Raw genomic sequence first — 22456 nt, forward strand, 5'->3', positions numbered from 1 at the left:
AAAGCCGCTTCGAGGGGGACGGACGTTGAGTTTTTCGGGACTGCTGCAGCTTGGCCTTTCGACGGTGATCTTCCTGCTGGCGGCGACCGCCGCCAAGCAATGGGGGCTGGCACCGAGCCTGGGCAGGATCCTGCTGACGCTGGCGCTCTATTCGCTGGGCAATCTGATCATGCTGCGGCTGATCCGCGAGTTCGGCATGTCGGTGTCTTTCAGCCTCTCGGCGGTGATCCAGCTGGTCTCGGTCAACGTCGTGGCGCTGGTGTTCTTCGGCGAGCGCGTCAACGCGCTGCAGGCCGCCGGCATCGCGCTGGCGATCGCCGCCGTGGCGCTGATCACGCTTGGACCCTATCTGCAAGGGCGGTTGTAACGGTGCCGATGAAGAACGCTGCGAAAGCTCTGCTCAACCGGGTCGAATTCCCGGTGCTGCTGGCCGGCCTGGTCATCGCCGGTGGGCTGTGGGCGTTCGAGGAATTGATGGAGGTGGCACGGGCCACCACGCCGCACGCCTTCGATACCGAAATCCTGCTTGCCTTCCGCCAGCCGGGCCAGCCCGGCGTTCCCATCGGCTCGCCATGGCTGGAAGGGGCGATGCGCGACATCACCAGCCTTGGCAGCACCAGCGTGCTGGTGCTGATCACCACGGCGACGATCATATATCTGCTGTTGATCCGCCGCCCGGCGACGGCGTTTCTCATCTTCGTTGCGGTGGCAGGCGGCCAGGTGCTGTCGAGCCTGCTGAAAGTCGGCGTCGACCGGCCACGCCCGGAACTGGTTTCGCATCTGGTCAACGAGACCTCGCTTTCCTTCCCGAGCGGCCATGCCATGCTGTCGGCGGTGACCTATCTCACGCTCGGTTCGCTCGCGGCGCGCTTCCTGCCGGGCCGGACGACCAAGGTCTACGTCTTGTTCCTGGCGGTGCTGACGACGGTGCTGGTCGGCGTCAGCCGCGTCTATCTCGGCGTCCACTGGCCGTCGGACGTGCTGGCGGGCTGGTGCGCCGGCTTCGCCTGGGCGATGCTATGCTGGTTGGTGGCGAGGCTTCTGCAACGGCGCCAGGCCGTGAGCGACGACGCCTGACCTCGCCGTCAGATCAATCTGTTGATGAGGTGCCCACCACAGCCCGCCAGCGCCAAAACCAGCGACAGCAAACCTGCCGATATCGTCAAAGTCTTGAAAATTCTCAACCGCGTATACCCCTGCCCCGGATGCACGCCACCCTAGCTTGAAATTCTCGCGGAGTATCGAAGAAAATGGGCTATCAGGCGACAACGATTATGTCTAACGCATTTACAATGATGCTTGAAACATCACAATGAGGGTATTACACATTATCTCCGCAGACTCAGACATGGGTTCCGGTCGATGATCACTGCCGCGCAAATGCGTGCCGCAAGGGCCTTGGCCGGCATCGACCAGAAGACGCTCGCCGAGCGCGCCGGCGTCTCGCTTCCGACCATCCAGCGTATGGAAGCGAGCGACGGCGTGGTCAGGGGCGTGGTCGACACGCTGATGAAGGTCATCCAGGCTCTCGATGGTGCCGGGGTGGAACTGATCGGCGAGAACCAGCCCAGCGAGCGCGGCGGCAGGGGCGTGCGCCTCAAGCCCGCCGTGCCGCCGGATCCCTAGGCTGAGCCGGCATAAGTCGCGACGGCGACCGCCGACAGCCCTGCCGACGATCCCGCCGCCTTTGCAGGTGCGGAAGGCAGCCCATGGATCAAGCGCGTCAGGCAGTGCATCAAGCGGCCCATCAGCCGGTGAAGCCGACATTTTCCGAATTGTTCACGCCGAAGCTGGTGACAGTCTGGCGCGAGGGCTACCACCTGCCGCAATTCAAGGCCGACTTCATGTCCGGCCTGACCGTCGCCATCGTCGCGCTGCCGCTGTCGATGGCAATCGCGATCGCGTCGGGCGTGACGCCGGAACGCGGCCTCTACACCTCCATCGTCGGCGGCTTCATCATTTCGGCCTTGGGCGGCAGCCGCTTCCAGATCGGCGGCCCGGCCGGCGCCTTCATCGTGCTGGTGGCGGCGACGGTCGCCCGCGTCGGCGTCGACGGCCTGCTGCTGGCGACGATGATGGCCGGCGTGTTCCTGCTTGCGATCGGGTACCTCCGCCTCGGCACCTACATCAAATTCATTCCCTATCCGGTCACCGTCGGCTTCACCGCCGGCATTGCCGTCATCATCTTCTCCGGCCAGATCGTCGAACTGTTCGGGCTGACCCTGCCGGGCAGGGAACCCGGACCGTTCGTGCCCAAGTTGATCGCGCTTGGCGAAGCGGCCCGCACGATCAACCCCGCCGCGACCTTGGTGGCGGTGTTGACCATCGCAACCATCGTTTTCCTGAAGCGCTGGCGGCCGAAATGGCCTTCCATGCTGATCGCCATCGGGCTTGCCTCGCTCGTCGTGGCGCTGTTTGCGCTGCCGGCCGAGACGATCGGCACGCGCTATGGCGGCATCCCGCGCAGCCTGCAATGGCCTGGCCTGCCCCCGGTCAGTCTCGGCAGGATGCTCGACGTCCTGCCGGACGCGACCGCCTTCGCGCTGCTTGGCGCCATCGAATCGCTGCTGTCGGCCGTTGTCGCCGACGGCATGACTGGCCGGCGGCACCGCTCGAATTGCGAGCTGGTGGCGCAAGGCTTCGCCAACATCGCGTCCGCCCTGTTCGGCGGCATCTGCGCCACCGGCACCATCGCCCGCACCGCCACCAACGTGCGGGCCGGCGCGCACGGCCCGGTTTCGGGCATCGTCCATTCGGCCATCCTGCTGGTGCTGATGCTGATGGCGGCGCCGCTAGCCAGCTACATCCCGCTCTCGGCCCTTGCCGGCGTGCTGGCGGTGGTCTGCTGGAACATGTTCGAGAAACAGGCCTTCGCCACGCTGCTCAGGGCGTCGCGCGGCGATGCGCTGGTGCTGCTGGCGACCTTCCTGATCGTCGTCTTCCGCGATTTGACCGAAGGCATCGTCGTCGGCTTCGCGCTCGGCTCGATCCTGTTCATCGACCGCATGGCGAAGTCCGTCGCCGTCGAGGCGGATCTGGCGCAGGACGATGTCGCCGACAGCGTCGACGGCGCCCGTGCCTATGATTCCAGCGAGGCCGCTGACGCCGACACCGTCGTCTACCGCATCTCGGGCGCCTTCTTCTTCGGCGCCGCCTCCACCGTCGGCAGCGTGCTCGACCGCATCGCCGACCAGCGCCGCAACTTCATCCTCGACTGTTCGGCCGTGCCGCTTTTTGATTCGACGGCGGCCAATGTCATCGAAAGCGCGGCCCGCAAGGCGAGGCGCGCTGGCGTGCGCTTCATCATTTCGGGCGCCTCGCCGCGGATACGGCGCATGCTGATCAACCACGGCGTCAAGCGGCCGCTGGTGACCTATGCCGCTTCGATCCGCGATGCGCGGGCGCAGCTGGCGGGAAAACATGAGGTGGAACAGCCGTCCGTCATCGATTGAGCGATCCCGGGCCGCTGACGAAAGGACTTGCCTTCAGGTAAAATCGCAGCAGGCGCTCGGCATCCTTCGAAATGCCGATCCTGATGCTCTGCCCGATCGCGCCGGTTTCAGTGCCATCCCGAGCGAGCCATAGCGGGCCTTCCCGGCAAAGGTCGAGCCCGTCGAGCGATCGATCGATCCGCAATGCCGCGGCCAGCCTTCCCGGCCCGCGCGCTAGGTCGCGCAGGCGCTCGACGCCGCGGTTCAGCCGCATGATCGCGATGCCTTCCAGCGGCTCCAGCGCCCGGATCAGCACGCCGGTCCCGGTGCCTTGCGTGTCGCTCGAAACGTTCAGCATGAACGAGATGCCATAGGCGAGATAGACATAGGCGTGCCCGCGCTCGAGAAACAGCGACCGGTTGCGCGGCGTCATTCCCCGAAAGCCATGGCCGGCGGCATCGCCGACGACATAGGCCTCGGTCTCGACGATGCGGCCGCTGACCCTGCCTTCAGGCAAGTCACGCACCACCAGCTTGCCGATGAGATAGCGGGCGAGGGCGGCCGTATCGTCGGGCAGTTCTTCTCGCGCGAGCGGCGGATGATCGTCGCTGTGGCTCACGATATCCGCTCGACCCATTGCGCGCGCGAAGGTCCGGGTTCGAACGGATCGCCGAAATACTGGGTCTCGCGGGCCACCTTGCCGTCGAGGAACTCCATGATGCTGACGGTATAGGATGGCCGGCCGTCATAGGTCAGGACATATTCGGTGACCCAGAGGTCACCGGTGCCGGTGATGCGGCGCACGGTGAAGCGCTTGCGGTTCGGCTGCGCGGCGCGCGATGACTTGATCTTGCGCCGCCCATTTATGCGCTCGCCCGATTGCGGATAGTCGAGCACCGCATCCTCCCGGTAGATCTGGTGCTCCATCTCGAAGTCGCTGGCGTCGGAGGCGGCCCAATGGCGATCCAGGGCCGCTCTGATCTCCCGGTCTTCCATGGCAAACCTCCTTGACCATCGCCGTGGATGGACCGTCCTACCACGGGCCATCCACGGCTGTCAGCGAAGGTCGCGCGGATCGGCCTCGGGACGCCGGCTCTCAGTCGAGCTTCAGCGCCGCCACTTCGCCCTCGTTCATCAGCGGCACATAGAGGATCGACTTGCCGTCGGTACCGATGTCGGCGCTGCCGGGCTTGAACCGCGCAACCGCTTCCGGCGTGCCGCCGGTCCTGTATCGGTAAAGCGTGCCGGTCATGTAGGCGGTGGCATAGATGGTGCCGCCAATGGCGATGACGCCATCGAGGTCGGCGAACCCTTGGGCGCCCGCCAGCGGCGTCACCGCCTTGCTGGCGAGGTCGACCGCCAGCAGCCCGCCCGGCTCGGCGGTGCCGAAGTCGGCCTTGATGCCCTTACCCCAGGAGGCCACGATCAGCCTGTCGCCATCGGCGAAGACGCCGTTGGGCGAAGCCAGCAACGCATCCCTCACGAACAGCTCCGGCCTGTCGCCATCGATGCCGTAGATCGTGTCGGCCAGCATGTCGGTGACATAGACCTTGCCGGACTGATCCGATGTCATGTCGTTCAGGAAGACCGCGTTCGGTACGGCGATGCTGGCGATGAGCTTGCCGCTGGCGAGGTCAACGACACGGACCTTGGTGATGTCGGCGACATAGAGCTTGCCGCCCGATATCGCCATACCCTTGGGCGCGTCCATGCCGTCGCTCCAGTGTTGCGTTACGATCTTGCCGTCGAGGGACAGCATACTGAGATAACCATTGCCGTCGGCGTCGCCCGGATTGCCGACGATGTTGGAAACGATGATGCGGTTATTGGCGGCGTCGAACAGCGCCGATTCCGGCTGTTCGAGGCCGCTTGCGCGCCAGAGCTCGCCGGCCTGGGCGGGAGCCGCGATGCCGATGGCGGCGACGAAGGCTGAGGTGATGATGCGTTTCATGTCCGGTCTCCTGTGATGACGACGGAGACCTATGGTTTTCGATACTTTTCGGAAAGAGTGATTGGCACTAGTATCGAATATCGATACGAAACTGCCGGAATGAGGTGCATGCCATGAACGGCCCGATCTTCGAGGCGCTGAAACGGACACTGAAGGCGAAGGGGGTCACCTATCGCGAGCTTGGCGAGCGGATGGGCGTTTCCGAGCCGACGGTGAAGCGCATCTTCCACGAGAAGAACTGCAAGCTCGACCGGCTGGTGGAGATCTGCGCCGCCGCCGGCGTCGAGCTGGAAACGTGCTCGGCTCGATGAACCGGGGGCCGGGGCCGGTCAACCACATCGCGCCGGAGATCGAGCGCAGGCTCGCCGGCCGGCCGGCGCTGCTCTTCGTCTTCGTCATGCTGTCGGAAAAGTTCACGCCGCAAGGCATCATGCGCTCGCAGGGACTGAGCGAGGCCTCGATGTTCCTCTATCTGCGCGACCTCGAGGAACTCGGCCTGATCGCGCTCGGTCGTGGCCTGTCGGCGAAATTGCTGGTCGAAACGCCCATCCAGTGGAATTTCGAGGGGCCGCTCAGGCCGCTGTTCGAGATGACCAACAAGAATTTCATCGGCTGGGCGATCACCCATCTCGAGCGGGAGGCGACCTTCGTCAGCTTTTCCAGGCGGATGCGGCCGGAAACGGCGGAGATGGTGCGGCGCGAGGCCGAGGAGCTGGCCGACCGCGCGAAACTGCTGGCCCATCACGACCAGCACACCACGCCCGAGGAAGGACTGGTCGGCTACAAATGGACGTTTGCCTTTGGCGCAACGCCGTTCGAGGCGATCATGCCGATTGGCCCACACCCGCGCGACGCCGGCGCGTTCGATCGGCCCGCCGCTCCTGCAAAGGGACGCCGCCCGTTACCGGCCTGACACGGCCAATCATCCCGAGCAGGATAGGGCGCGTTGGGATAGAACAGATCCGGCCCCAAACACGGTACAGCCCTCTGCAGCCAAGCGTTCCGCCATGCCGCCCAGCGCCGGCCGGGCCGAACGCATCCATGTGGAGAATGACGCCGGGCTGCGATTTTTTGGTGACCTGAAGAGAGAAGCCTCCGCCTGTCCTGCTTCGGTTTTCACCATGATCTTTTGTCTGGACATTTTTGCTCTTTGCAGCCGCGTTTCAAAAATGAACTCACATTCATGATATAGTTCGCGCACTGATTTGTCAGATTGGAGAAGGCGGTTTGCCGAATGCGTGACACGTCCTCGTGAAATCGAAGTGATCCTATGCCGACCGCGCCAACGCTTGAACTTCGCCGCTATTCGCGCCTGAAAAATTTGCGGGCGCGCGCAGAACGCCAGGGGGCTGCATTACAGTTCTGGGCGCGTACGGCATCGCTCGCCGTGATCTCCTGCTTTTTTTCATTGACCAGCCGCTGGGATGCTTCGCTGCTCTTCGTGCTGGCGGGCCTCGTGCTGTTCCAACTCGTCGGCCTGATCCAGTTTCTCTTTGCTCGCCGTCGCACGGCGCGATGGTGGATCGGTTACCTCGCCGGTACGCTGGACATCATTCTGTTGACCGTTCTGCTGGTAACGCCCAACCCGTTTTCCCTGGAGGTCGCGCCGGCCGCGATGCAACTGCGCGAGGGCAGCTTTAAATTCCTGCTGATTTTCGTATGCCTTGGCGCTCTGACCCTTTCGACACGATTGGCACTCTATCTCGGCGCGCTCGCGGCCCTGACGTGGGCGATCGGGGTGGGATGGGTGATTTCTCATCCGGGAACCGTAATTCCGGCGACGAACCTCTATTCGCTGCCAATGACAGAGCGACTGAACCTCTATCTCAACCCCAATTTCGTCGATACATTTGCGCAGGCGACCAACGTGTTGGTTGTGCTGATTATCGGCGCTATCATGGCGCTGGTCGTCTTTCGCTCCCGACATCTGTCGGAAGACTATGTCAAGGCAGAGCGCGCCCGCGCCAATCTCGCCCGGCATTTTTCGCCCAATGTCGTCGACCAGCTCGCCACCGATGACGAGCCCTTCGGCCCGGTCCGCCGGCAGGATATCGCGGTGCTGTTCGCCGACATCGTCGGCTTCACACACTATTCCGAGGATCATCCGGCCGAAGCAGTGTTCGAACTTCTGCGTCAGTTCCACCGTCGCATGGAACAAGTCGTTTTCGACCACCATGGCACCGTCGATAACTATATCGGCGATTGCATCATGGCGACATTCGGGGTTCCGCAAGCCAGCCATGACGACGCGACTCGGGCCATCCAATGCGCTGAAGCGATGATCGCCGCTCTCGAAGACTGGAATGTACAGCGGGTGTCCAGGGGATACCCGCCGCTGGACGTTCGGATCGGTGCACAATATGGTGCAGTGGTCATCGGCGCGGTCGGCAGCGAGCGCAATCTGTCCTTCGCGGTGGTGGGCGACACCGTCAACGTCGCCAGCCGTTTGCAATCGCTCTGCCGTGAGCTTCAGGCGAATATTTGCTTTGGGTCACGACTGATTGAGGCCGCGAAGGCGGAATCGCCCACGACACCGTTGAATGCGCGCGATCATGGACCGATGAGCATCCGCGGCCGGGACGAACCGGTCCATGTCTGGGTCGAACACAGAGCCGAAAACCAGGGTGCTATTGCGGTTCCGGCGTGATATAGGCCGCCATGTGAAACGTCTGCACCTCGGCGGGATAGCGGTAGGCCGCGCCATAGGGGCATGTCCTGACCTAGGCTGAATGCCATCACGTGTCCGTCGCGGTTGCGACAGCCTTTGCGGCTGCGGCGTCTGTGCTTGCCTTGTCGTCCCAGATCATTTGCCGGTAGCCGAAACCATATTCCAGCGTCGGCTTGACGATGGCGACAGGTCGAAATCGCGCGACGTGTAGAGCGAGTGGTGACGAATGTGCAGGATTTCCTTGGGCATATAGGTCGACTGCCCGAAGCACGGCCGGGGGCGCCGGTGATCTCGGGCAGGATCGGGTAGCGGATCTGGCCGTAAGCCTCGGCAATAAGCGTCGAGCAGATCCCCCGCGTCAGGTCACCGGAGCCGAAGGCCAGCATGCGGCGGCGCCAGCGCACCGGCACCGACGGCGTCGGCATGAAATAGCGCAGCATGTCGAAGATGTTCTTGAGATCGTATCTCAGGCCGAGTTTGCCGATCATGAAGGGGACGACCTTGTCGCGGTCTTCGGGCGCCAGGCCGCTCGCCCCAGCGTGCGGCGCAGTGTTTCGCCGTCGGAACGCGTGTAGGGCTCGTATCCCGAGCATTCTTCCTGCAGCCGACCGGCAAGCCAGCGGCCCAGTCGATCCAGAAGCATGTCGCCAGGCTCGGTCATCGGCTATGGTGATTACCACAGGCCGGTGCCTGAGGGCAAAGCATGCTCGGTCCGGATCAGCCGGTAACCGCAAGTGCGCCGGCGTCTTCGGCCGAGCCGGCGAGATCGTCGCGGGCCTTGCGGGCAAGCCTCTTCGTCGAGCGCTTCGGGCTGTCGCCGAACAGTTCGGCCGCATCGGCAAGGCACGCCTTCCTCAGGCTCTTTTCCGAGCGCTTGAGCAGCTTGCCGAGAAGTTTCGTGTCCTCGGGCGGCCCAAGCGGCTCGCTGTCCGCCTCGAGCAGCGCGCGCATGACGAACACGTCATGCAGTTCGCCAAGCTGCTCGCCCAGTTCATCGACGGCCTTGCGCCGCGCCTTGATCGGGGTCGGCCACAGTTTGCCCAGCAGCGACAGGTGCATGCCATGCGTCTTGGCCGCCTTGCGCAGGTCATGGAAATCGTCGGCCTTGCCGTGCGCGCCGGCCTTGTCGAGCGCCTTCCTGGCACGGCGCAAGGTGGCTCGCGCGCCTTCGGCGAGCACGTCTGCGGCCTGTTCCGGCTGGTCGGGCAAGGCAAGGGCTTCGATGCGCTTCATGCCGTCCTCGCACGCGGCGGTCGCCGCGCCGATCGCCGCCTGCAGCCCGGCGCCTTCGTGCAAATCATGCTGGCGCGCGATCAGCCTGTCGCGCACGGCATCGAGCCCGCCATCGGCGCACTCCTTCGCGAAACGCGCCGCCAGCCGGTCGATGGTCTCGATCAGCGCCGTCGCCTCACGCGGGCCGGCTAGCAGCGCCGCCACGTTGCGGTAGCATCGATTCTCGGTCGTGCAGAATGTTTCGTCGCCGGAACGAACGAGGCGCAGCAAGGCACGCGTGCTCTTCAGCCGCTTGCGGCACTTGTGCAGTCCCTGTTCCGGCCGGGCGCGTGCCGCATCCAGATGCAGCAGGGCCTTGCCGATTTCCTCGGCAAGGATGCGTCTGACCTCGCCGGTCAGCGGCATGCGCGGGTCTATGCGAAAGCTCATGCGGCGATCTCCGGTATCCCCCCGAGGGCGAGCGACGCGTTGTAGAACTTCTGATCGCCGGTGACTTCATGGCCGAGCCAGTCCGGCAGCATTTCATCCGGAACGTCTTCCGGAGTCTCGAGTTCGGCCACCACAAGTCCCGCCAGTGCACCGCCAAAGACATCGATTTCATAGAGATAGCCGCGATCCCTAACATGGTGACGTGTCTTCTCGATGACACGTCCGATGGCGAAGTCCAGCATCTCCACCGCCTCCGCGAGCGGGATCGGATATTCGAATTCGTCGCGCTCGCGCGCGCTGCTGCCGAATTTAAGCGTCAGCTTGGCCGAGGCTCCGTCTCTGATGCGGATGCGGACGGTTCGTCCGGGTGCCATGGCGAGATAGAACTGGAGAATGCGGATATCCGCTTCCACCAGATCCCGCCATGCGGTGCTGGAGACCAGGAATTTACGCTCGACTTCCTTGCCCATGGCCGCGCACTAAAGCGTCTGCCGCGCGCGATGGCAAGACGGAGCCGCGCGCAAGTTGACTTTAATCAATCGATTGATTAATATCTTCGACATGATCAAATCGCCAGATGCCAAGACGCCCCGCCGCGAGACATCCCCGGCAGAGCTGACGCGCGCCGCACTCGTCCGGGCGGCGCTGAAACTGTTCGGGCGGCAAGGCTTCGACGGCACCTCGACGCGCGAGATCGCGGCCGAAGCGGGGGCCAATATCGGCTCGATCGCCTATCATTTCGGCGGCAAGGAAGGTCTTCGCGCCGCTGCCGCCGACTTTATCGTCGAGACCATTCAGGCCGTCGCCGGTGAGGCGCTCAATGAACAGGTCGCGACGGCTGGCGATCCGGAGGCGGCGCGCGCGCAGCTCTTCGCGGCCCTGGAACGGATGGTCGGCTTTGTCGTTGCCAGTCCGCAGGCCGGAGAGATCGTGCAGTTCGTGCTGCGCGAGCTGTCGTATCCGACGGCAGCGCTCGACCGCATCTATGAAGGCGTCTTCGATCCGGCGCATCGTCGTTTGTGTCTGCTCTGGGAGCAGGCCACCGGCGAGCTGGCCGAGAGCGAACGGACCCGGCTCACCGTGTTCACGTTGATCGGCCAGGTCATCTATTTCCGCATCGGCCGCGAGGCGGTGATGCGCCGCATGGGCTGGCACGAAATCGGTGCCGCCGAGGCCGCCAAGGTGGTGGCGGTCACCACGGACAACCTCGGCGCCATGCTGGCCGCCCGAAAGAGGCAGGGATGAAGGGATCAAGACAATGAGCATTTTGTGTTCGCTGCCGCTCGCTGCCCAACTGTTCGCTGCCTGCGCCCCGGCGACACCGCTCGCCGTCGGCTATGTCGAGGGCGATTATGTGCTCCTGGCGCCGATCGAGGTGGCGCAGGTCGAGACGGTGACCGTGAAGCGTGGCGATCGCGTCACGCCGGGAGCCACCGTGGTGACACTCGAAAATGCCGACGCCAAGATCGCGGTGGCGCAAGCGCAGGCGGCCCTTGCACAGGCGCAGGCGCAGTTTGCCGACCTCCAGGTCGGCAAACGGCCGGAAGAGATCGCCGTGCTGAAGGCCGAGGTCGACATGGCCAAGGCACAGGCCGCCGACGCCAAGCGAAAAAACGACCGCGCCTCCGATCTGTTCAAGCGCGGTACCGGCACCCAAGCGGACTATGACACCGCCTCGGCGACGCTGGAAACCGCCAATGCCCAGGTTGGCCAGGCCGAGGCCAATCTCGCCGTCGGCGGCCTGCCGGCGCGGCCCGAGACGATCAAGGCCGCCGACAACCAAGTCAAGCAGGCGCAGGCGGAACTGGAACAGGCGCAATGGCGCCTGTCCAAGCGCACGCTCGCCGCCCCTTCGCCCGGCCGCGTTAACGACGTCATCCGCAATCCCGGCGACACGGCAGGCCCGACCGCGCCTGTCATCTCGGTGCTTCCCGATGGCGCGGTGAAGCTCAGCGTCTATATTCCGGAAAGCGCGTTCTCCTCGGTCAAGGTCGGCAGCCTGCTCAGCGTCCGTTGCGACGGCTGCGGCCCGGACGTGAAGGCGCGCGTCAGTTACGTTTCGCCCGATCCCGAATTCACCCCGCCGGTGATCTATTCGCTCGAGAACCGGCAGAAGCTGGTCTACCTCGTCGAGGCGCGGCCGGAGGGCGATGCGGGGCCGCTTCAGCCCGGCCAGATCGTCGATGTCGATCTCGCGGATATGGGAAAATGAACGCCATCGACGTTCACGGCCTGGTCAAGCGCTTCGGCGACAAGACCGTCGTCGATCATGTGACGATGTCGGTCGCCGAGGGCGAGATCGTCGGCTTCCTCGGCCCCAACGGCTCGGGCAAGACCACCACCATCCGCATCATGTGCGGCCTGCTGACGCCGGACGAGGGCGAAGGCACGGTGCTGGGCTTCAACATCCGCACCGATGCGCTCAGGATCAAGCGTGAAGTCGGCTACATGACGCAGAAATTCTCGTTCTACGAGGATCTGACGATCGGCGAGAACCTGGAATTCGTGGCGCGGCTCTACCGGCTGAAGCCGGTCGAGGAATATGTCTCGCGCACGCTGGAGGATCTCGGCCTGGCGACGCGCCGCAACCAGCTGGCCGGCACCTTGTCCGGCGGCTGGAAGCAGCGTCTGGCGCTGGCCGCCTGCATCATGCACAAGCCGAAACTGCTTCTGCTCGACGAGCCGACGGCCGGCGTCGACCCGAAGGCGCGGCGCGAGTTCTGGGACGAGATCCATCGCCTGGCCAGCGGCGGGCTCACCGTGCTGGTTTCCACTCATTACATGGACGAGGCCGAGCGCTGCCACCGCATCAGCTACATCTCCTACGGCAAGATGCTGGCCACCGGCACCGTCGCCGAGGTGGTGAAGAATGCGGGCCTGACCACCTTCGTGCTGCAGGGTCCGCGGCTCGACGAGGTGGCGCAAGCGCTGCAAGGCCGCCCCGGCGTCGACCAGGTGGCCCCGTTCGGGGCCACGCTGCATGTCGTCGGTTCCGACCGCAAGAAGCTTGAGGCTGCCCTTGCCGATGTCGAGAGAGAGCACAAAGGGGTAACCGCGAAACCCGGCGAAACCAGCCTGGAGGACGTCTTCATCCAGTTCATGTCGGGATCGAAGGACAATATGGCATGAACAGCGTCTTTTCCTTCGCCAGGCTCGGCGCCCTGCTGATCAAGGAGTTCATCCAGATGCGGCGCGACCGCATCACCTTCGCCATGATGCTCGGCGTGCCGTTGATACAGCTCGTCCTGTTCGGCTACGCCATCAACAACGACCCGAAAAGCCTGCCGGCGGCCCTGGTGGCGACAAGCAGCGATCCCTACACCCGCGCCATGGTCTCGGCGCTGCAGACCACCGGCTACTACCGCTTCGACAATGTCGCGCAAAGCGCTGACGAGGCCGAGTTCCTGATGGCGCGCGGCGACGTCGCCTTCGTCGTCACCATCCCCGCCGATTTCGCCCGGCGCGTCGAGCGCGGCGACAAGCCGCAGATCCTGATCGAGGCCGACGCCACCGATCCGGCGGTCGCCAGCGGCGCGATATCGACGCTCGGCACCATCGCCGGCCAGGCGCTGCTGAGAGCGCAGGGCATGCAGGAAGCCGCCGCCGAGGCCGCGCGGGGACAGCTCGATGTCGTGGTCCACCGGCGCTACAATCCCGAAGGCATCTCGCAATACAACATCGTGCCCGGCCTGCTCGGCGTCATCCTGCAGATGACCATGGTGATGATGACCTCGATCGCGCTGACGCGCGAGACCGAGCGTGGCACGATGGAGAATCTCCTGGCGATGCCGTCGAGCCCGCTGGAGATCATGATGGGCAAGGTGCTGCCCTATCTGGCGGTCGGCGCGGTGCAGGTGGTGGTGGTGCTGGCGGCGTCGAAGCTTCTGTTCGCCATCCCCTTCACCGGCTCGATGACGCTGCTTTTGTCGGCGGTGCTGGTGTTCGTGCTGTCCCTGGTGCTGCTCGGCTACACGATCTCGACGATCGCGCGGACGCAGATGCAGGCGCTTCAGCTCACCTTCTTCTTCTTCCTGCCCTCGATCATGCTGTCGGGCTTCATGTTTCCCTATCGCGGCATGCCGGGCTGGGCGCAGACCTTCGGCGAGATTTTTCCGCTGACGCATTTCCTGCGCATCACCCGCGCGGTGATGTTGAAGGGCGCCCAACTGCCGGCGGTGGCGACCGAGATCGGCTGGCTGGCGGCGTTCGTGGCGCTGTTCGCCGGCGTGGCGCTGGTACGGTTCAGGCGCACGCTGGATTAAAGTTTCGAGCGCCCTCTCACATCATCGCTCAGCCGCCGCACGATCTCGGTCGTCCTGCGAATATCCGGTTCGCTGAGCGCGACGCCCATGGTGGTTGCGATCGAAAGGAGCTGGGTGTTGAGTTCGCGGTAGCGCGCGTCGCCCATGGGCGTCAGCTGCACGAGCTTGGAGCGCCGGTGCTTCGGATTGTGGGCGAATTTGACGAGCCCCTCGGCCGCAAGCTCATCCGCCAGCCGCTGCATCCGCTGGCGGCTGGTGGGTCGCATCTGAGCGATCTGCGGCACGGTCAGCGGACCAAGCAGCGCGAGACTTCGCATGAAGCCGAACGCACCGCCGCCCCAGCTGGTGATGAGCCCCGTTTTCTGACCGAGGGCCCGTATTCTGAAGAAGCACTGGGCCACTTCGAGCATCAGCTCGGCGATTGCCTCGCCCTTGCTGTCGACGATTGGTCCGATCCCGTCCTTCGGCATGCCTCGGTCCTGTGTCGTGCCGCTGCCATGCGCATCCATTCCGCTGACCTCGCCTGTCTCCTGATTGACACGCCGATTGTCAAGTATAGAATGACACCTTAGTTGTCATTTTGAAGGCGACCTCCCCTGCGTAGCCTCCAGGATCTGCAGGAGCAGCCATGGGTATGGACACAGATGGGCAACAAGTGGCCGCGACAGCAGGCGTCGCTGGGCGACCGATCCTTTTCTTTCCTGCCGCTGTTCTGGTCGGTCTCACCTTGGATCGGGTGCTGCCTTTGCCGTTCCCGGTGCCGGGGATCGACCTGGTCCACCGGATCATTGGCGGGTCGCTGATCCTGATAGGTTTGGCGCTTTTTGCCGCGGGGGTCCGCCGCTTCTCCAGCGCTGCGACGCCTTTGCCCACGAACCAGCCAGCCCGCGTGCTCGTGACGACAGGCATTTACCGCTGGACCCGCAATCCCATCTATCTTGGGTTTTTTCTCATGTACGGCGGCATCGGCGTCGCGACACAAAGCTCGTGGGTTCTGATCCTAACACTGCCGCTTGTGTTCATGGTCCGCTATGGCGTCGTCGCGCGCGAGGAGGCTTACCTGGAAAGGCGGTTCGGCGACGTCTATCGGGGCTACAAGGCCCGCGTGCGCCGCTGGCTGTGACAGTTGGACAAGAGCGCCGGCCTGCAGCGCCGGCGCCATTTGCGGCAGCCAACTGATTTGGCTTTGACCCTGGAGTGCCGCGCGTCCAATTGGCCAGCGCATGATCCCGCAGATCAATTGCAACCTTTATGCGGCCCCCATGATTTCCGCATAGGTGCCGAAATCGACATTGCCGCCGGACAGCACCACGGCCACGCATCTGGCGGACAGCTCGATCTCGCCCGATGACAGCGCCGCCAGTGCGACGCAGCCGCCGGGCTCGACCACCAGCTTGAGATGGGCCATGGCGTCGCGCATCGCCTGCGCGGTCGCCTGGTCGGAAACCGCGATTGCGCCTGTGAGGTTGCGGCGGTTGATCTCGAAGGTGATGACGCCCGGCTCGGCGGTCAGGATGGCGTCGCAGATCGAACTGTGGCCCGGCTCGTTCGAAACCCTGGCGCCCGCCGCCAGCGAGCGGCGGGTGTCGTCGAAATGCTCGGGCTCGACCGCCCAGATCGCGGTGCCGGGCGAGGCATCCTTGACCGCGACGGAAATGCCGCTGGTCAGGCCGCCGCCGCCACAGGGGATGACGACCGCGTCGAGGCTGACGCCGAGCGCCTTTGCCTGGCGCATCAATTCCAGACCGATCGTGCCCTGGCCGGCGATGATGGCCGGGTCGTCGAAGGGCGGCACCAACGCCATGCCCTTGTCGAGGTAGGGGCGAACCACCGTCATGCGGTCGTCCTTGAAACGATCGAAGGGTACCACCTCGGCGCCCAACTTGCGGACATTGGCGATCTTCATGTCGGGCGCATCCGCCGGCATGGCGATGACCGCCTTGACGCCGAACATGGCGGCCGAAGCCGCCACGCCTTGCGCATGGTTGCCCGAGGAGAAAGCGACGACGCCACGGCTGCGTTCCGCCTCGCTCAGCGAGGACAGCTTGTTGTAGGCGCCGCGGAACTTGAACGAGCCGGTGCGCTGCAGTGTCTCCGGCTTGAACAGGATGCGGCCGCCGAAGCGCCTGTTCAGCTCCTGCGATTCGATCAGCGGTGTCTCGACGGTCAGCCCCGAAAGGCGCGCGGCGGCGGCGTGGATATCGGCGATGCCGGGAGGGGTGGTCATGGCGGGTCCTGTGGCGATGCGATCCGGCCATGGTGCACGCAAAGGCTCGCGCGAGGCCAACGAAAAGATGTGACCGGGACAAAGTTAGTGATTGTGATCAAGATACAAATGTATCCAGCGATGCGGCCGCCGGCATATCGCAATTCACCCCAGCAGCGTCCGCTGCCGCTTGGTCCCGCCCAGCTTGCGCCAGCTGTTGAACCGATGCGTGGCGGCGGCGAACGAGATCTTCATCTGCTGGGCCACCGAATAGCGCGACTTGCCTTCGTCGAACATGCGGTAGCAGCACTCGACGCCTTCCTCGGTCAGCTTGCCGTCGGGCGCCTTGTTGTGCGGATTGGCGGGGTCGAATCTCTCGACCTGCTGCTCGACAAGGCCTTTCAGGCGCTGCAGGTCGGCCTCGATGCTGGCGATGAGATCGAGCACCGGTTTCGGGTCATAGGCGTGCGGAGGCTTCTTGGCCGTCATCAACTCGTTCCTTTTCTTTGGCTTGGTGCCACATATAGGTGAACATTCGGCAATACTGAAGGGCGATGCCCAAGGCCGGGCTTCAACTATTGTTGACGGCGGCCAAGCGCGCGATTGACCACGGGCGCCGTAAACCCTAGTTTAGAACAATTCTAAACTAGGGTGATTTCCTCATGCTTTCCAGTGTTTTCGGCTTCGGCCGCCGCTCCTTCGAATCACTCTCCGAACAGGAGATCCTGGCGCTGGCCATTTCATCGGAGGAAGATGATGGGCGCATCTACCGGGCCTATGCGGACGGATTGGCCGAGAATTTCCCGCAATCGGCCAAACTGTTCGAGGCAATGGCCGAGGAGGAAGATGGCCATCGCGACTCGCTGATCGAGCTCTTCCGCAAGCGTTTCGGCGAGCGCATTCCATTGATCCGCCGTGAACATGTGAGAGGCTATTTCGAGCGCAAGCCCGACTGGCTGGTGCGGCCGCTTGGCATCGAGGCCGTGCGCCGCCAGGCCGAGGCGATGGAGCGGCAGGCCTACCTGTTCTATGTCGAGGCGGCCAAGCGCACCACCGACGCCTCGACCCGCAAACTGCTCGACGACCTGGCCGCGGCCGAACAGGGCCATGAAAGCTCGGCGCATGCCCTGGAGCAGAAACATGTTCCGGGCGAAGTCAGGGTCGAGGAGGCGACCGCCGAGCAGCGCCAGTTCATTCTCACCTATGTGCAGCCGGGCCTGGCCGGGCTGATGGACGGATCGGTATCGACGCTGGCGCCGATCTTCGCCGCCGCCTTTGCCACGCATGACACGTGGCAGACGCTTCTGGTCGGTCTCGCCGCCTCGATCGGTGCCGGCATCTCGATGGGGTTCACCGAAGTGGCCTCCGACGACGGCAAACTGTCGGGCAGGGGCTCGCCGATCAAGCGCGGCCTGACCGTCGGCGTCATGACGACGCTGGGCGGCCTCGGCCACGCGCTGCCCTACCTCATCCCGCATTTCTGGACGGCGACCGGCGTTGCCGCCGTGGTGGTGTTCTTCGAACTGTGGGCCATCGCCTTCGTCCAGAACCGCTACATGCAGACCCCGTTCCTGCGCGCCGCCTTCCAGGTGGTTCTCGGCGGTGCCCTGGTGTTCGCGGCGGGTGTGCTGATCGGAAATGCGTAGAACGCCTCTTCCTTCCCCCCGGGAAGGTGGCCTCGCGCAGCGAGGTCGGATGAGGGGTGCTCCAGGGAAAGCCAGCGTCTCACTCCGCTGGAACACCCCTCAACCGTCTCGGCGCTGCGCGCCGATCCACCTTCTCCCACAAGGGGAGAAGGGAAAAGCGTCGCGCTAATCTCTCACCCATTCACCGCCCGGCTGTCCGCCGGCGCCTCGTCTCTTTCCGTCAGCCCATAATCCCGCACCACATGCGCGATCCGCAATCTATAGCCGGCAAAGATGCCGCCCCGCCCTGCCTTCTGCGCCTGTCGGTGTTCTTCGGTATTGCGCCAGGCCTTGACCGCCTCCTCGTCACGCCAGAACGACAGCGACAGGATCCGGTTCGGGTCGGCCAGGCTCTGGAAGCGCTCGATGGAGATGAACCCATCGATGCCGTCGAGCAGCGGCCGCAACTCGGCGGCGATGCTCAGATAAGCCTCGCGCCGGCCCTGTGCGGGCTGCACCTCGAAGATGACGGCGATCATAGCTTCACCAGTGGCGCGTGCGGGCCGGAAGCCAGTTTCAGGAACATGCGGTCCTCCCTAAGGATGAAGCGTTCACGGCGGGCGAACTCGTAGTTTGCCTTGCCGGCGGGGTCGGCGGCAAGCCGGGCCCGATAGGCTTCGTAGGCGGCCAGATTCTCGATGTTGTAGGCGGCATAGGCCGTCGTGGCCGAGCCCTCATGCGGCGCGAAATAACCGATCAGATCGGCGCCGCAGCGCGGAATGGCCTGGCCCCAGTTGCGGGCATACTCCTCGAAGGCGGCCTTGCCGAACGGGTCGATCTCATAGCGGATGAAGCAGGTGATGGTCATCTCGGTCTCTCCTTGAAGAGTGTTTTCGCGTCGATAATTCGAGCGGCGTCGAACCGTTGTATCGTCCGATCTGCTAGGCAAATGTCCTGACCTCAAGCCTGCCAGAAGGACTTCGCGCATTCGCGGCGCACATCTTCCCGTGTCAGGCCAAGGTCGCGCAGCAGATGGTCGTCGATCTCGCGAAGGTCGCGGCGCTGCAAATGGCGGTCATACCAGCGGGCCGGCAGCCGCGAGCGGACCCAGACGATGAACGGGAACGATTGGCGGCGGGGCAACGGTGCGGGGGTGAAAGCGATTCTTGCGGCCATCGTCGTCTCCTTGATCTGGTCGGAGAATAATGTTTACCTGACGAGAATGCTTCGATAAGGATCAAACCATGCGTGAAGGACCCGACATTGCCCGCATCGCCAGCCTTGTCGGCGATCCGGCCCGCGCCAACATGCTGAACGCCCTGATGGGCGGCACGGCATTGACCGCGAGCGAACTGGCGCTGGAGGCCGGCGTGTCGCTGCCGACCGCCTCCTCGCATCTGTCCAAACTGATGGAGGGCGGGTTGCTGACCTTGGCCAGCCAGGGCCGGCATCGTTATTACGGGCTGGCTGGCCCGCAAGTGGCCGGCATGATCGAAGCCATCACCGGCGTGGCCGAAGCCGTTGGCCCCAAGCGCGTGCGGCCGGGCCCTCGCGACGGCGCGATGCGCGTCGCGCGCGTCTGCTACGATCACCTTGCCGGCGAGCAGGCCGTTGCGATGCTGGATCGCCTTGTCGAGAAAAACATCCTGGTCCGCGACGACAAGGAGATCAGGCTCGGACCCTCCGCCGCATCGCACTTCGCGGCGATAGGCATCGATGTCTACACCAAGCCGCGGCGGCCGGTGTGCCGCGCCTGCCTCGACTGGAGCGTGCGGCGCTCGCACCTCGCCGGGACGCTGGGCGCCGCCATCCTCGACAAGATCCTTGCCGAGAAATGGGCGCGCCGCGAGAAGGACAGCCGGGCGGTGATTTTCTCGCCGCCCGGCAAGCAGGCGTTCGAGAGGGTGTTTTTGGCGTGACGGATTGCGGAGACCTCGGCGGGGCAGCGCCCCCCTCTGCCCTGCCGGGCATCTCCCCCTCAAGGGGGGAGATCGGCAGTTCGATGCCCGGCACCTTCTTTCCGATGTTGGAAATTAGCGAAAGCCGTCGTGACATCAATCTCCCCCCTTGAGGGGGAGATGGCCGGCAGGCCAGAGGGGGGTGGTGCCCCACGGCGTCGAAAGTCGAGTTAGCCCCGCTTCAACACCTTGCCCTTTTTGAAGAAATCCGCCCACGGATCGGCTTCCGAAAGCCGCTTCAGCGTCGTCTTGTCGCCGATCGGGAAGGCGTTTGGCGGCAGGCTGGCCTCGATCTCGGCCCAGGTCACCGGCATCGACACCGTCGCGCCCTTCTTGGCCCGCGACGAATATGGTGCGACGGTGGTCGCGCCGCTGCCGTTGCGCAGATAGTCGACGAAGATCTTTCCGGTGCGCGCCTTCTTTGACAGCGTCGCCGTGTAGCGGTCCGGCGCGCCTTGCTCAAGCGCCCTGGCGAAATCATGGGCGAAGCCTTTGACTTCGGCCCAATCCGCCGCCGGTTTCAGCGGCACGACGACATGAAAGCCCTTGCCGCCCGATGTCTTGACGAAATTGGGCAGCGACAGCTCGTCGAGCTTGCCCCTGATATCGAGCGCCGCCTCGCGAACCGCTTTCACATCGACGCCTTCGTCGGGGTCGAGGTCGAAGACGATCTGGTCCGGCTGTTCAAGCTTGTCGATCGTGCAGCCCCAGATGTGGATCTCGACCACGCCGAGCTGGACCAGCGCCGCGATGCCGTCGAAATCGCGGATGAACAGGATTTCCTCGCCATCCGTGGGATCCCTGGTCTTCTCGATCTTCGCATGCATGCCGGCCGAGGCATGCTTCTGGAAGAAGCGCTGGCCGCCGACACCATCCGGCGCCCTGACCAGGCTGAGCGGGCGCTCGACCACGAACTGCTTCATGCGCGGCCATACCAGCGCGTAATGATCGAGCAGGGCCTGCTTCGAGATCTTTTCGTCGGGCCACAGAAGCTTGTCCGGGTGGGACAGCTTCACGGTGGTTTTCGCCGCCGTTCCGGCCGTATTGGCGTTTGCCGCCGGCTTGGCCTTGGCTGGGACCTTGCCTGTCGCTGCCTTATCTGTCGCTGGCTTCGGCTTTTCCTGCACGACTTCCTCCGCCGGCTTATCCTCGCGCAGCCCCTGGAACGAAGCATGGCGTATTATACGGTCCGACGTCCAGCTGCGAAATTCCACTTCGCCGACCAGCTCCGGCTTGACCCAGACCAGGCCCTTGCCCTTCGGCACGGCCGCATCGAAAGGCGAGGCGTCTGCCTTCAGCGCATCGAGCTTCTTCTTCAGGTCGTTGGCGCCCTTGGTGGAGAAGCCGGTGCCGACACGGCCGGCATAGTGCAAGTTGCCGTCTTCGAAATAGCCGACCAGCAGCGAGCGCAGGCCGCGTCCGGTCTTGTCCGACGGCAGATAGCCGCCGATAACGAATTCCTGGCGTGCCGTGCATTTCGATTTGACCCATGTCGGACCGCGTCCACCGCGGTATGGCGCATCGGCGCGTTTCGAGACGACGCCTTCCAGCCCCATGCGGCAGGCATGTTCCAGCATGATCTTGCCGGGTTCGGTAAAATGGTCGGAGAAACGCACCGCCGCATTGTCGGCCTGCTCGCCGAGCAGGTCCTGCAAGGCGTGCTTGCGCTCGACCAGGGGTTCACGGCGCAAATCCTTGCCGTCGAGCCGCATCAGGTCGAAGACATAGTAGAGGAAGCGGTTTGTCCGCTTCGCCGACAGATCCTGCTGCAGCAGCGCGAAGGACGACACGCCACTGTCGGCCAGCACGACGATCTCGCCGTCGATGATGGCATCGCTGCATTTCAGCCCAGCGAGTTCGGCCGCGATCTCGCCGCTGAATTTTTCCGTCCAGTCGAGGCCGGTGCGGGTCAAGAGCCGCACCTCGGTGCCGGCGATCTGCGCCTGCATGCGATAGCCGTCGAACTTCACCTCATGCAGCCAGTCCTGGCCGGGCGGCGCGTCCCGCTCCAGCGTGGCCAGCTGCGGCTCGATGAAGTCGAGTTTCCTGGCCGTGCCTTTCGCCTTGCTGGCGGCCGGCTTGTTCGAGTGCCAGACCTTCGGTTTCTCGCCCTTGGCCGCCTTGCCTTCGCCGACCTCCTCGATCGTCAGGCCTGATTTCACCGACTTCGGCTCGTCCTTCAGAATGTCCTCGCCGGGGCGTGCGGCGGCATCGTCGGACTTGATCAGCAGCCAGTTGTCCCGTTTCTCGCCGGGGCGCGGCCGCAGCCGCACCAGATGCCATTTGCCACGCAGCTTATGGCCCTCGAGCTCGAAATTGATATGGCCCTTCTTCATCGCCTGGGCCGCATCGCCCTCCGGCGTCCAGGTGCCCTCGTCCCAGACGAGGACCGAGCCGCCGCCATATTCGCCTTTGGGGATGGTGCCTTCGAAGCCGGCATAGTCGATGGGGTGATCCTCGACATGCACGGCCAGCCGCTTTTCGTGGGGGTCGAGGCTGGGGCCGCGCGTCACCGCCCAGCTCCACAGCACGCCGTCATGCTCGAGGCGAAAATCATAATGCAGCCTTGTGGCGGCGTGCTTCTGGATGACGAAGATGCCGCCGTGCTTCTTCCCGCGCGCAACCTTGCCGGCCGGCTCGGCCGTCTTCTTGAAGTCGCGCTTCGAATGGTACTGTTCGAGGCTGCTGGCCAT

General features: G+C 64.4%; 26 protein-coding genes and 1 pseudogene. 14 read left to right on the forward strand and 13 right to left on the reverse strand.

Annotated features, from left to right (window positions below; translation table 11 throughout):
* Positions 1 to 25 precede the first annotated feature (25 nt).
* From O7A60_RS25565 to O7A60_RS25580, 4 genes are all read left to right on the forward strand, one after another.
* Positions 26 to 367 (forward strand): hypothetical protein, encoded by a 342-nt coding sequence (locus O7A60_RS25565; RefSeq protein WP_337108543.1) that lies wholly within the window; start codon positions 26 to 28, stop codon positions 365 to 367.
* An 8-nt stretch (positions 368 to 375) separates the two neighbouring features.
* Entirely contained in the window at positions 376 to 1077 is a 702-nt protein-coding gene (locus tag O7A60_RS25570) for a phosphatase PAP2 family protein (protein ID WP_337108544.1), read from the forward strand.
* A gap of 285 nt (positions 1078 to 1362) precedes the next feature.
* The gene (locus O7A60_RS25575; RefSeq protein WP_140715716.1) at positions 1363 to 1626 is read left to right on the forward strand and encodes a helix-turn-helix domain-containing protein; all 264 of its coding nucleotides are present in this window, start codon (positions 1363 to 1365) and stop codon (positions 1624 to 1626) included.
* 83 nt (positions 1627 to 1709) lie between these two features.
* Entirely contained in the window at positions 1710 to 3452 is a 1743-nt protein-coding gene (locus tag O7A60_RS25580; protein WP_337108545.1) for a SulP family inorganic anion transporter, read from the forward strand.
* Here the strand turns inward: O7A60_RS25580 and O7A60_RS25585 are convergent.
* From O7A60_RS25585 to O7A60_RS25595, 3 genes are all read right to left on the reverse strand, one after another.
* Positions 3442 to 4068, reverse strand: coding sequence for a DNA-3-methyladenine glycosylase (locus O7A60_RS25585; RefSeq protein WP_337108546.1), 627 nt, complete (start codon positions 4066 to 4068; stop codon positions 3442 to 3444). The two genes, O7A60_RS25580 and O7A60_RS25585, sit on opposite strands and share 11 nt — an antisense overlap.
* Positions 4047 to 4427 carry a nuclear transport factor 2 family protein gene (locus tag O7A60_RS25590; RefSeq protein WP_337108547.1) on the reverse strand — a complete coding sequence of 127 codons (381 nt, stop codon included), beginning with the start codon at positions 4425 to 4427 and terminating at the stop codon, positions 4047 to 4049. The genes O7A60_RS25585 and O7A60_RS25590 overlap by 22 nt, the downstream gene beginning before the upstream one ends.
* A 100-nt stretch (positions 4428 to 4527) precedes the next feature.
* The gene (locus O7A60_RS25595) at positions 4528 to 5382 is read right to left on the reverse strand and encodes an SMP-30/gluconolactonase/LRE family protein (RefSeq protein WP_337108548.1); all 855 of its coding nucleotides are present in this window, start codon (positions 5380 to 5382) and stop codon (positions 4528 to 4530) included.
* A gap of 113 nt (positions 5383 to 5495) precedes the next feature.
* Here O7A60_RS25595 and O7A60_RS25600 point away from each other — a divergent pair, with 113 nt between their 5' ends.
* The 3 genes from O7A60_RS25600 to O7A60_RS25610 all read left to right on the forward strand — a co-directional run bounded on the left by O7A60_RS25600 (position 5496) and on the right by O7A60_RS25610 (position 8029).
* Positions 5496 to 5693 carry a helix-turn-helix domain-containing protein gene (locus tag O7A60_RS25600; RefSeq protein WP_337108549.1) on the forward strand — a complete coding sequence of 66 codons (198 nt, stop codon included), beginning with the start codon at positions 5496 to 5498 and terminating at the stop codon, positions 5691 to 5693.
* Positions 5690 to 6295 carry an XRE family transcriptional regulator gene (locus O7A60_RS25605; protein WP_337108550.1) on the forward strand — a complete coding sequence of 202 codons (606 nt, stop codon included), beginning with the start codon at positions 5690 to 5692 and terminating at the stop codon, positions 6293 to 6295. Before O7A60_RS25600 ends, O7A60_RS25605 begins: the two co-directional genes overlap by 4 nt.
* A 357-nt stretch (positions 6296 to 6652) precedes the next feature.
* Positions 6653 to 8029 (forward strand): adenylate/guanylate cyclase domain-containing protein, encoded by a 1377-nt coding sequence (locus O7A60_RS25610; protein ID WP_337108551.1) that lies wholly within the window; start codon positions 6653 to 6655, stop codon positions 8027 to 8029.
* An 88-nt stretch (positions 8030 to 8117) separates the two neighbouring features.
* Here the strand turns inward: O7A60_RS25610 and O7A60_RS25615 are convergent.
* The 3 genes and pseudogenes from O7A60_RS25615 to O7A60_RS25625 all read right to left on the reverse strand — a co-directional run bounded on the left by O7A60_RS25615 (position 8118) and on the right by O7A60_RS25625 (position 10182).
* A pseudogene (locus O7A60_RS25615) lies at positions 8118 to 8711 on the reverse strand (hypothetical protein).
* Between the two features lie 56 nt (positions 8712 to 8767).
* Entirely contained in the window at positions 8768 to 9712 is a 945-nt protein-coding gene (locus O7A60_RS25620; RefSeq protein ID WP_337108552.1) for a CHAD domain-containing protein, read from the reverse strand.
* A complete protein-coding gene (locus tag O7A60_RS25625; protein WP_337108553.1) occupies positions 9709 to 10182 on the reverse strand; it encodes a CYTH domain-containing protein in 474 nt (157 codons plus the stop codon). The genes O7A60_RS25620 and O7A60_RS25625 overlap by 4 nt, the downstream gene beginning before the upstream one ends.
* Before the next feature lie 91 nt (positions 10183 to 10273).
* On the opposite strand from O7A60_RS25625, the gene O7A60_RS25630 reads away from it, so the two are divergent.
* From O7A60_RS25630 to O7A60_RS25645, 4 genes are read left to right on the forward strand one after another with little or no spacing between them, the layout of a single operon-like run.
* On the forward strand, positions 10274 to 10957 hold the full coding sequence (locus tag O7A60_RS25630; protein ID WP_337108554.1) for a CerR family C-terminal domain-containing protein: 684 nt from the start codon (positions 10274 to 10276) through the stop codon (positions 10955 to 10957).
* 13 nt (positions 10958 to 10970) lie between these two features.
* The gene (locus O7A60_RS25635) at positions 10971 to 11924 is read left to right on the forward strand and encodes an HlyD family secretion protein (protein WP_337108555.1); all 954 of its coding nucleotides are present in this window, start codon (positions 10971 to 10973) and stop codon (positions 11922 to 11924) included.
* Positions 11921 to 12841: an ABC transporter ATP-binding protein gene (locus tag O7A60_RS25640; RefSeq protein ID WP_337108556.1), complete on the forward strand. Its 921-nt coding sequence runs from the start codon at positions 11921 to 11923 to the stop codon at positions 12839 to 12841. Before O7A60_RS25635 ends, O7A60_RS25640 begins: the two co-directional genes overlap by 4 nt.
* Complete coding sequence (locus tag O7A60_RS25645) at positions 12838 to 13974, forward strand: ABC transporter permease (RefSeq protein WP_337108557.1); 1137 nt, start codon at positions 12838 to 12840, stop codon at positions 13972 to 13974. Before O7A60_RS25640 ends, O7A60_RS25645 begins: the two co-directional genes overlap by 4 nt.
* On the opposite strand, the gene O7A60_RS25650 is transcribed toward O7A60_RS25645, so the two are convergent.
* Positions 13971 to 14444 carry a MarR family winged helix-turn-helix transcriptional regulator gene (locus tag O7A60_RS25650; protein WP_337108558.1) on the reverse strand — a complete coding sequence of 158 codons (474 nt, stop codon included), beginning with the start codon at positions 14442 to 14444 and terminating at the stop codon, positions 13971 to 13973. The genes O7A60_RS25645 and O7A60_RS25650 overlap by 4 nt on opposite strands.
* 158 nt (positions 14445 to 14602) lie before the next feature.
* Between O7A60_RS25650 and O7A60_RS25655 the strand changes: the two genes are divergently transcribed.
* On the forward strand, positions 14603 to 15097 hold the full coding sequence (locus O7A60_RS25655; RefSeq protein ID WP_337108559.1) for a methyltransferase family protein: 495 nt from the start codon (positions 14603 to 14605) through the stop codon (positions 15095 to 15097).
* Between the two features lie 126 nt (positions 15098 to 15223).
* Here O7A60_RS25655 and O7A60_RS25660 read toward each other — a convergent pair whose 3' ends face one another.
* Both O7A60_RS25660 and O7A60_RS25665 read right to left on the reverse strand, forming a co-directional pair.
* The gene (locus O7A60_RS25660; protein WP_337108560.1) at positions 15224 to 16201 is read right to left on the reverse strand and encodes a threonine/serine dehydratase; all 978 of its coding nucleotides are present in this window, start codon (positions 16199 to 16201) and stop codon (positions 15224 to 15226) included.
* A gap of 144 nt (positions 16202 to 16345) precedes the next feature.
* Complete coding sequence (locus O7A60_RS25665) at positions 16346 to 16669, reverse strand: hypothetical protein (RefSeq protein WP_337108561.1); 324 nt, start codon at positions 16667 to 16669, stop codon at positions 16346 to 16348.
* 173 nt (positions 16670 to 16842) lie between these two features.
* Between O7A60_RS25665 and mbfA the strand changes: the two genes are divergently transcribed.
* Positions 16843 to 17826: an iron exporter MbfA gene (gene mbfA / locus O7A60_RS25670; RefSeq protein ID WP_337108562.1), complete on the forward strand. Its 984-nt coding sequence runs from the start codon at positions 16843 to 16845 to the stop codon at positions 17824 to 17826.
* 173 nt (positions 17827 to 17999) lie between these two features.
* Here mbfA and O7A60_RS25675 read toward each other — a convergent pair whose 3' ends face one another.
* The 3 genes from O7A60_RS25675 to O7A60_RS25685 form a co-directional block, all read right to left on the reverse strand.
* A complete protein-coding gene (locus O7A60_RS25675) occupies positions 18000 to 18344 on the reverse strand; it encodes an antibiotic biosynthesis monooxygenase family protein (RefSeq protein ID WP_337108563.1) in 345 nt (114 codons plus the stop codon).
* Positions 18341 to 18673, reverse strand: a complete 333-nt coding sequence (locus tag O7A60_RS25680; protein WP_140749876.1) for an NIPSNAP family protein — start codon at positions 18671 to 18673, stop codon at positions 18341 to 18343. The genes O7A60_RS25675 and O7A60_RS25680 overlap by 4 nt, the downstream gene beginning before the upstream one ends.
* Positions 18674 to 18765: 92 nt before the next feature.
* Positions 18766 to 18981, reverse strand: coding sequence for a DUF1127 domain-containing protein (locus O7A60_RS25685; protein ID WP_337108565.1), 216 nt, complete (start codon positions 18979 to 18981; stop codon positions 18766 to 18768).
* Positions 18982 to 19049: 68 nt separating this feature from the next.
* Between O7A60_RS25685 and O7A60_RS25690 the strand changes: the two genes are divergently transcribed.
* Positions 19050 to 19724, forward strand: coding sequence for an ArsR/SmtB family transcription factor (locus tag O7A60_RS25690; protein WP_337108566.1), 675 nt, complete (start codon positions 19050 to 19052; stop codon positions 19722 to 19724).
* Positions 19725 to 19933: 209 nt separating this feature from the next.
* On the opposite strand, the gene ligD is transcribed toward O7A60_RS25690, so the two are convergent.
* A complete protein-coding gene (ligD, locus tag O7A60_RS25695) occupies positions 19934 to 22456 on the reverse strand; it encodes a DNA ligase D (RefSeq protein ID WP_337108567.1) in 2523 nt (840 codons plus the stop codon).

The sequence above is a fragment of the Mesorhizobium salmacidum (SeqCode) genome (assembly GCF_037179605.1).
GTDB classification, from domain to species: domain Bacteria; phylum Pseudomonadota; class Alphaproteobacteria; order Rhizobiales; family Rhizobiaceae; genus Mesorhizobium; species Mesorhizobium salmacidum.

What these genes read in the sequence shown, in the direction of transcription:
- O7A60_RS25570 (WP_337108544.1), top strand. Translation starts at nt 376, where the DNA reads ATGAAGAACGCTGCGAAAGCTCTGCTCAACCGGGTCGAATTCCCGGTG.
- O7A60_RS25575 (WP_140715716.1), top strand. Translation starts at nt 1,363, where the DNA reads ATGATCACTGCCGCGCAAATGCGTGCCGCAAGGGCCTTGGCCGGCATC.
- O7A60_RS25580 (WP_337108545.1), top strand. Translation starts at nt 1,710, where the DNA reads ATGGATCAAGCGCGTCAGGCAGTGCATCAAGCGGCCCATCAGCCGGTG.
- O7A60_RS25585 (WP_337108546.1), bottom strand. Translation starts at nt 4,068, where the DNA reads ATGGGTCGAGCGGATATCGTGAGCCACAGCGACGATCATCCGCCGCTC.
- O7A60_RS25590 (WP_337108547.1), bottom strand. Translation starts at nt 4,427, where the DNA reads ATGGAAGACCGGGAGATCAGAGCGGCCCTGGATCGCCATTGGGCCGCC.
- O7A60_RS25595 (WP_337108548.1), bottom strand. Translation starts at nt 5,382, where the DNA reads ATGAAACGCATCATCACCTCAGCCTTCGTCGCCGCCATCGGCATCGCG.
- O7A60_RS25600 (WP_337108549.1), top strand. Translation starts at nt 5,496, where the DNA reads ATGAACGGCCCGATCTTCGAGGCGCTGAAACGGACACTGAAGGCGAAG.
- O7A60_RS25605 (WP_337108550.1), top strand. Translation starts at nt 5,690, where the DNA reads ATGAACCGGGGGCCGGGGCCGGTCAACCACATCGCGCCGGAGATCGAG.
- O7A60_RS25610 (WP_337108551.1), top strand. Translation starts at nt 6,653, where the DNA reads ATGCCGACCGCGCCAACGCTTGAACTTCGCCGCTATTCGCGCCTGAAA.
- O7A60_RS25620 (WP_337108552.1), bottom strand. Translation starts at nt 9,712, where the DNA reads ATGAGCTTTCGCATAGACCCGCGCATGCCGCTGACCGGCGAGGTCAGA.
- O7A60_RS25625 (WP_337108553.1), bottom strand. Translation starts at nt 10,182, where the DNA reads ATGGGCAAGGAAGTCGAGCGTAAATTCCTGGTCTCCAGCACCGCATGG.
- O7A60_RS25630 (WP_337108554.1), top strand. Translation starts at nt 10,274, where the DNA reads ATGATCAAATCGCCAGATGCCAAGACGCCCCGCCGCGAGACATCCCCG.
- O7A60_RS25635 (WP_337108555.1), top strand. Translation starts at nt 10,971, where the DNA reads ATGAGCATTTTGTGTTCGCTGCCGCTCGCTGCCCAACTGTTCGCTGCC.
- O7A60_RS25640 (WP_337108556.1), top strand. Translation starts at nt 11,921, where the DNA reads ATGAACGCCATCGACGTTCACGGCCTGGTCAAGCGCTTCGGCGACAAG.
- O7A60_RS25645 (WP_337108557.1), top strand. Translation starts at nt 12,838, where the DNA reads ATGAACAGCGTCTTTTCCTTCGCCAGGCTCGGCGCCCTGCTGATCAAG.
- O7A60_RS25650 (WP_337108558.1), bottom strand. Translation starts at nt 14,444, where the DNA reads ATGCCGAAGGACGGGATCGGACCAATCGTCGACAGCAAGGGCGAGGCA.
- O7A60_RS25655 (WP_337108559.1), top strand. Translation starts at nt 14,603, where the DNA reads ATGGGTATGGACACAGATGGGCAACAAGTGGCCGCGACAGCAGGCGTC.
- O7A60_RS25660 (WP_337108560.1), bottom strand. Translation starts at nt 16,201, where the DNA reads ATGACCACCCCTCCCGGCATCGCCGATATCCACGCCGCCGCCGCGCGC.
- O7A60_RS25665 (WP_337108561.1), bottom strand. Translation starts at nt 16,669, where the DNA reads ATGACGGCCAAGAAGCCTCCGCACGCCTATGACCCGAAACCGGTGCTC.
- mbfA (WP_337108562.1), top strand. Translation starts at nt 16,843, where the DNA reads ATGCTTTCCAGTGTTTTCGGCTTCGGCCGCCGCTCCTTCGAATCACTC.
- O7A60_RS25675 (WP_337108563.1), bottom strand. Translation starts at nt 18,344, where the DNA reads ATGATCGCCGTCATCTTCGAGGTGCAGCCCGCACAGGGCCGGCGCGAG.
- O7A60_RS25680 (WP_140749876.1), bottom strand. Translation starts at nt 18,673, where the DNA reads ATGACCATCACCTGCTTCATCCGCTATGAGATCGACCCGTTCGGCAAG.
- O7A60_RS25685 (WP_337108565.1), bottom strand. Translation starts at nt 18,981, where the DNA reads ATGGCCGCAAGAATCGCTTTCACCCCCGCACCGTTGCCCCGCCGCCAA.
- O7A60_RS25690 (WP_337108566.1), top strand. Translation starts at nt 19,050, where the DNA reads ATGCGTGAAGGACCCGACATTGCCCGCATCGCCAGCCTTGTCGGCGAT.
- ligD (WP_337108567.1), bottom strand. Translation starts at nt 22,456, where the DNA reads ATGGCCAGCAGCCTCGAACAGTACCATTCGAAGCGCGACTTCAAGAAG.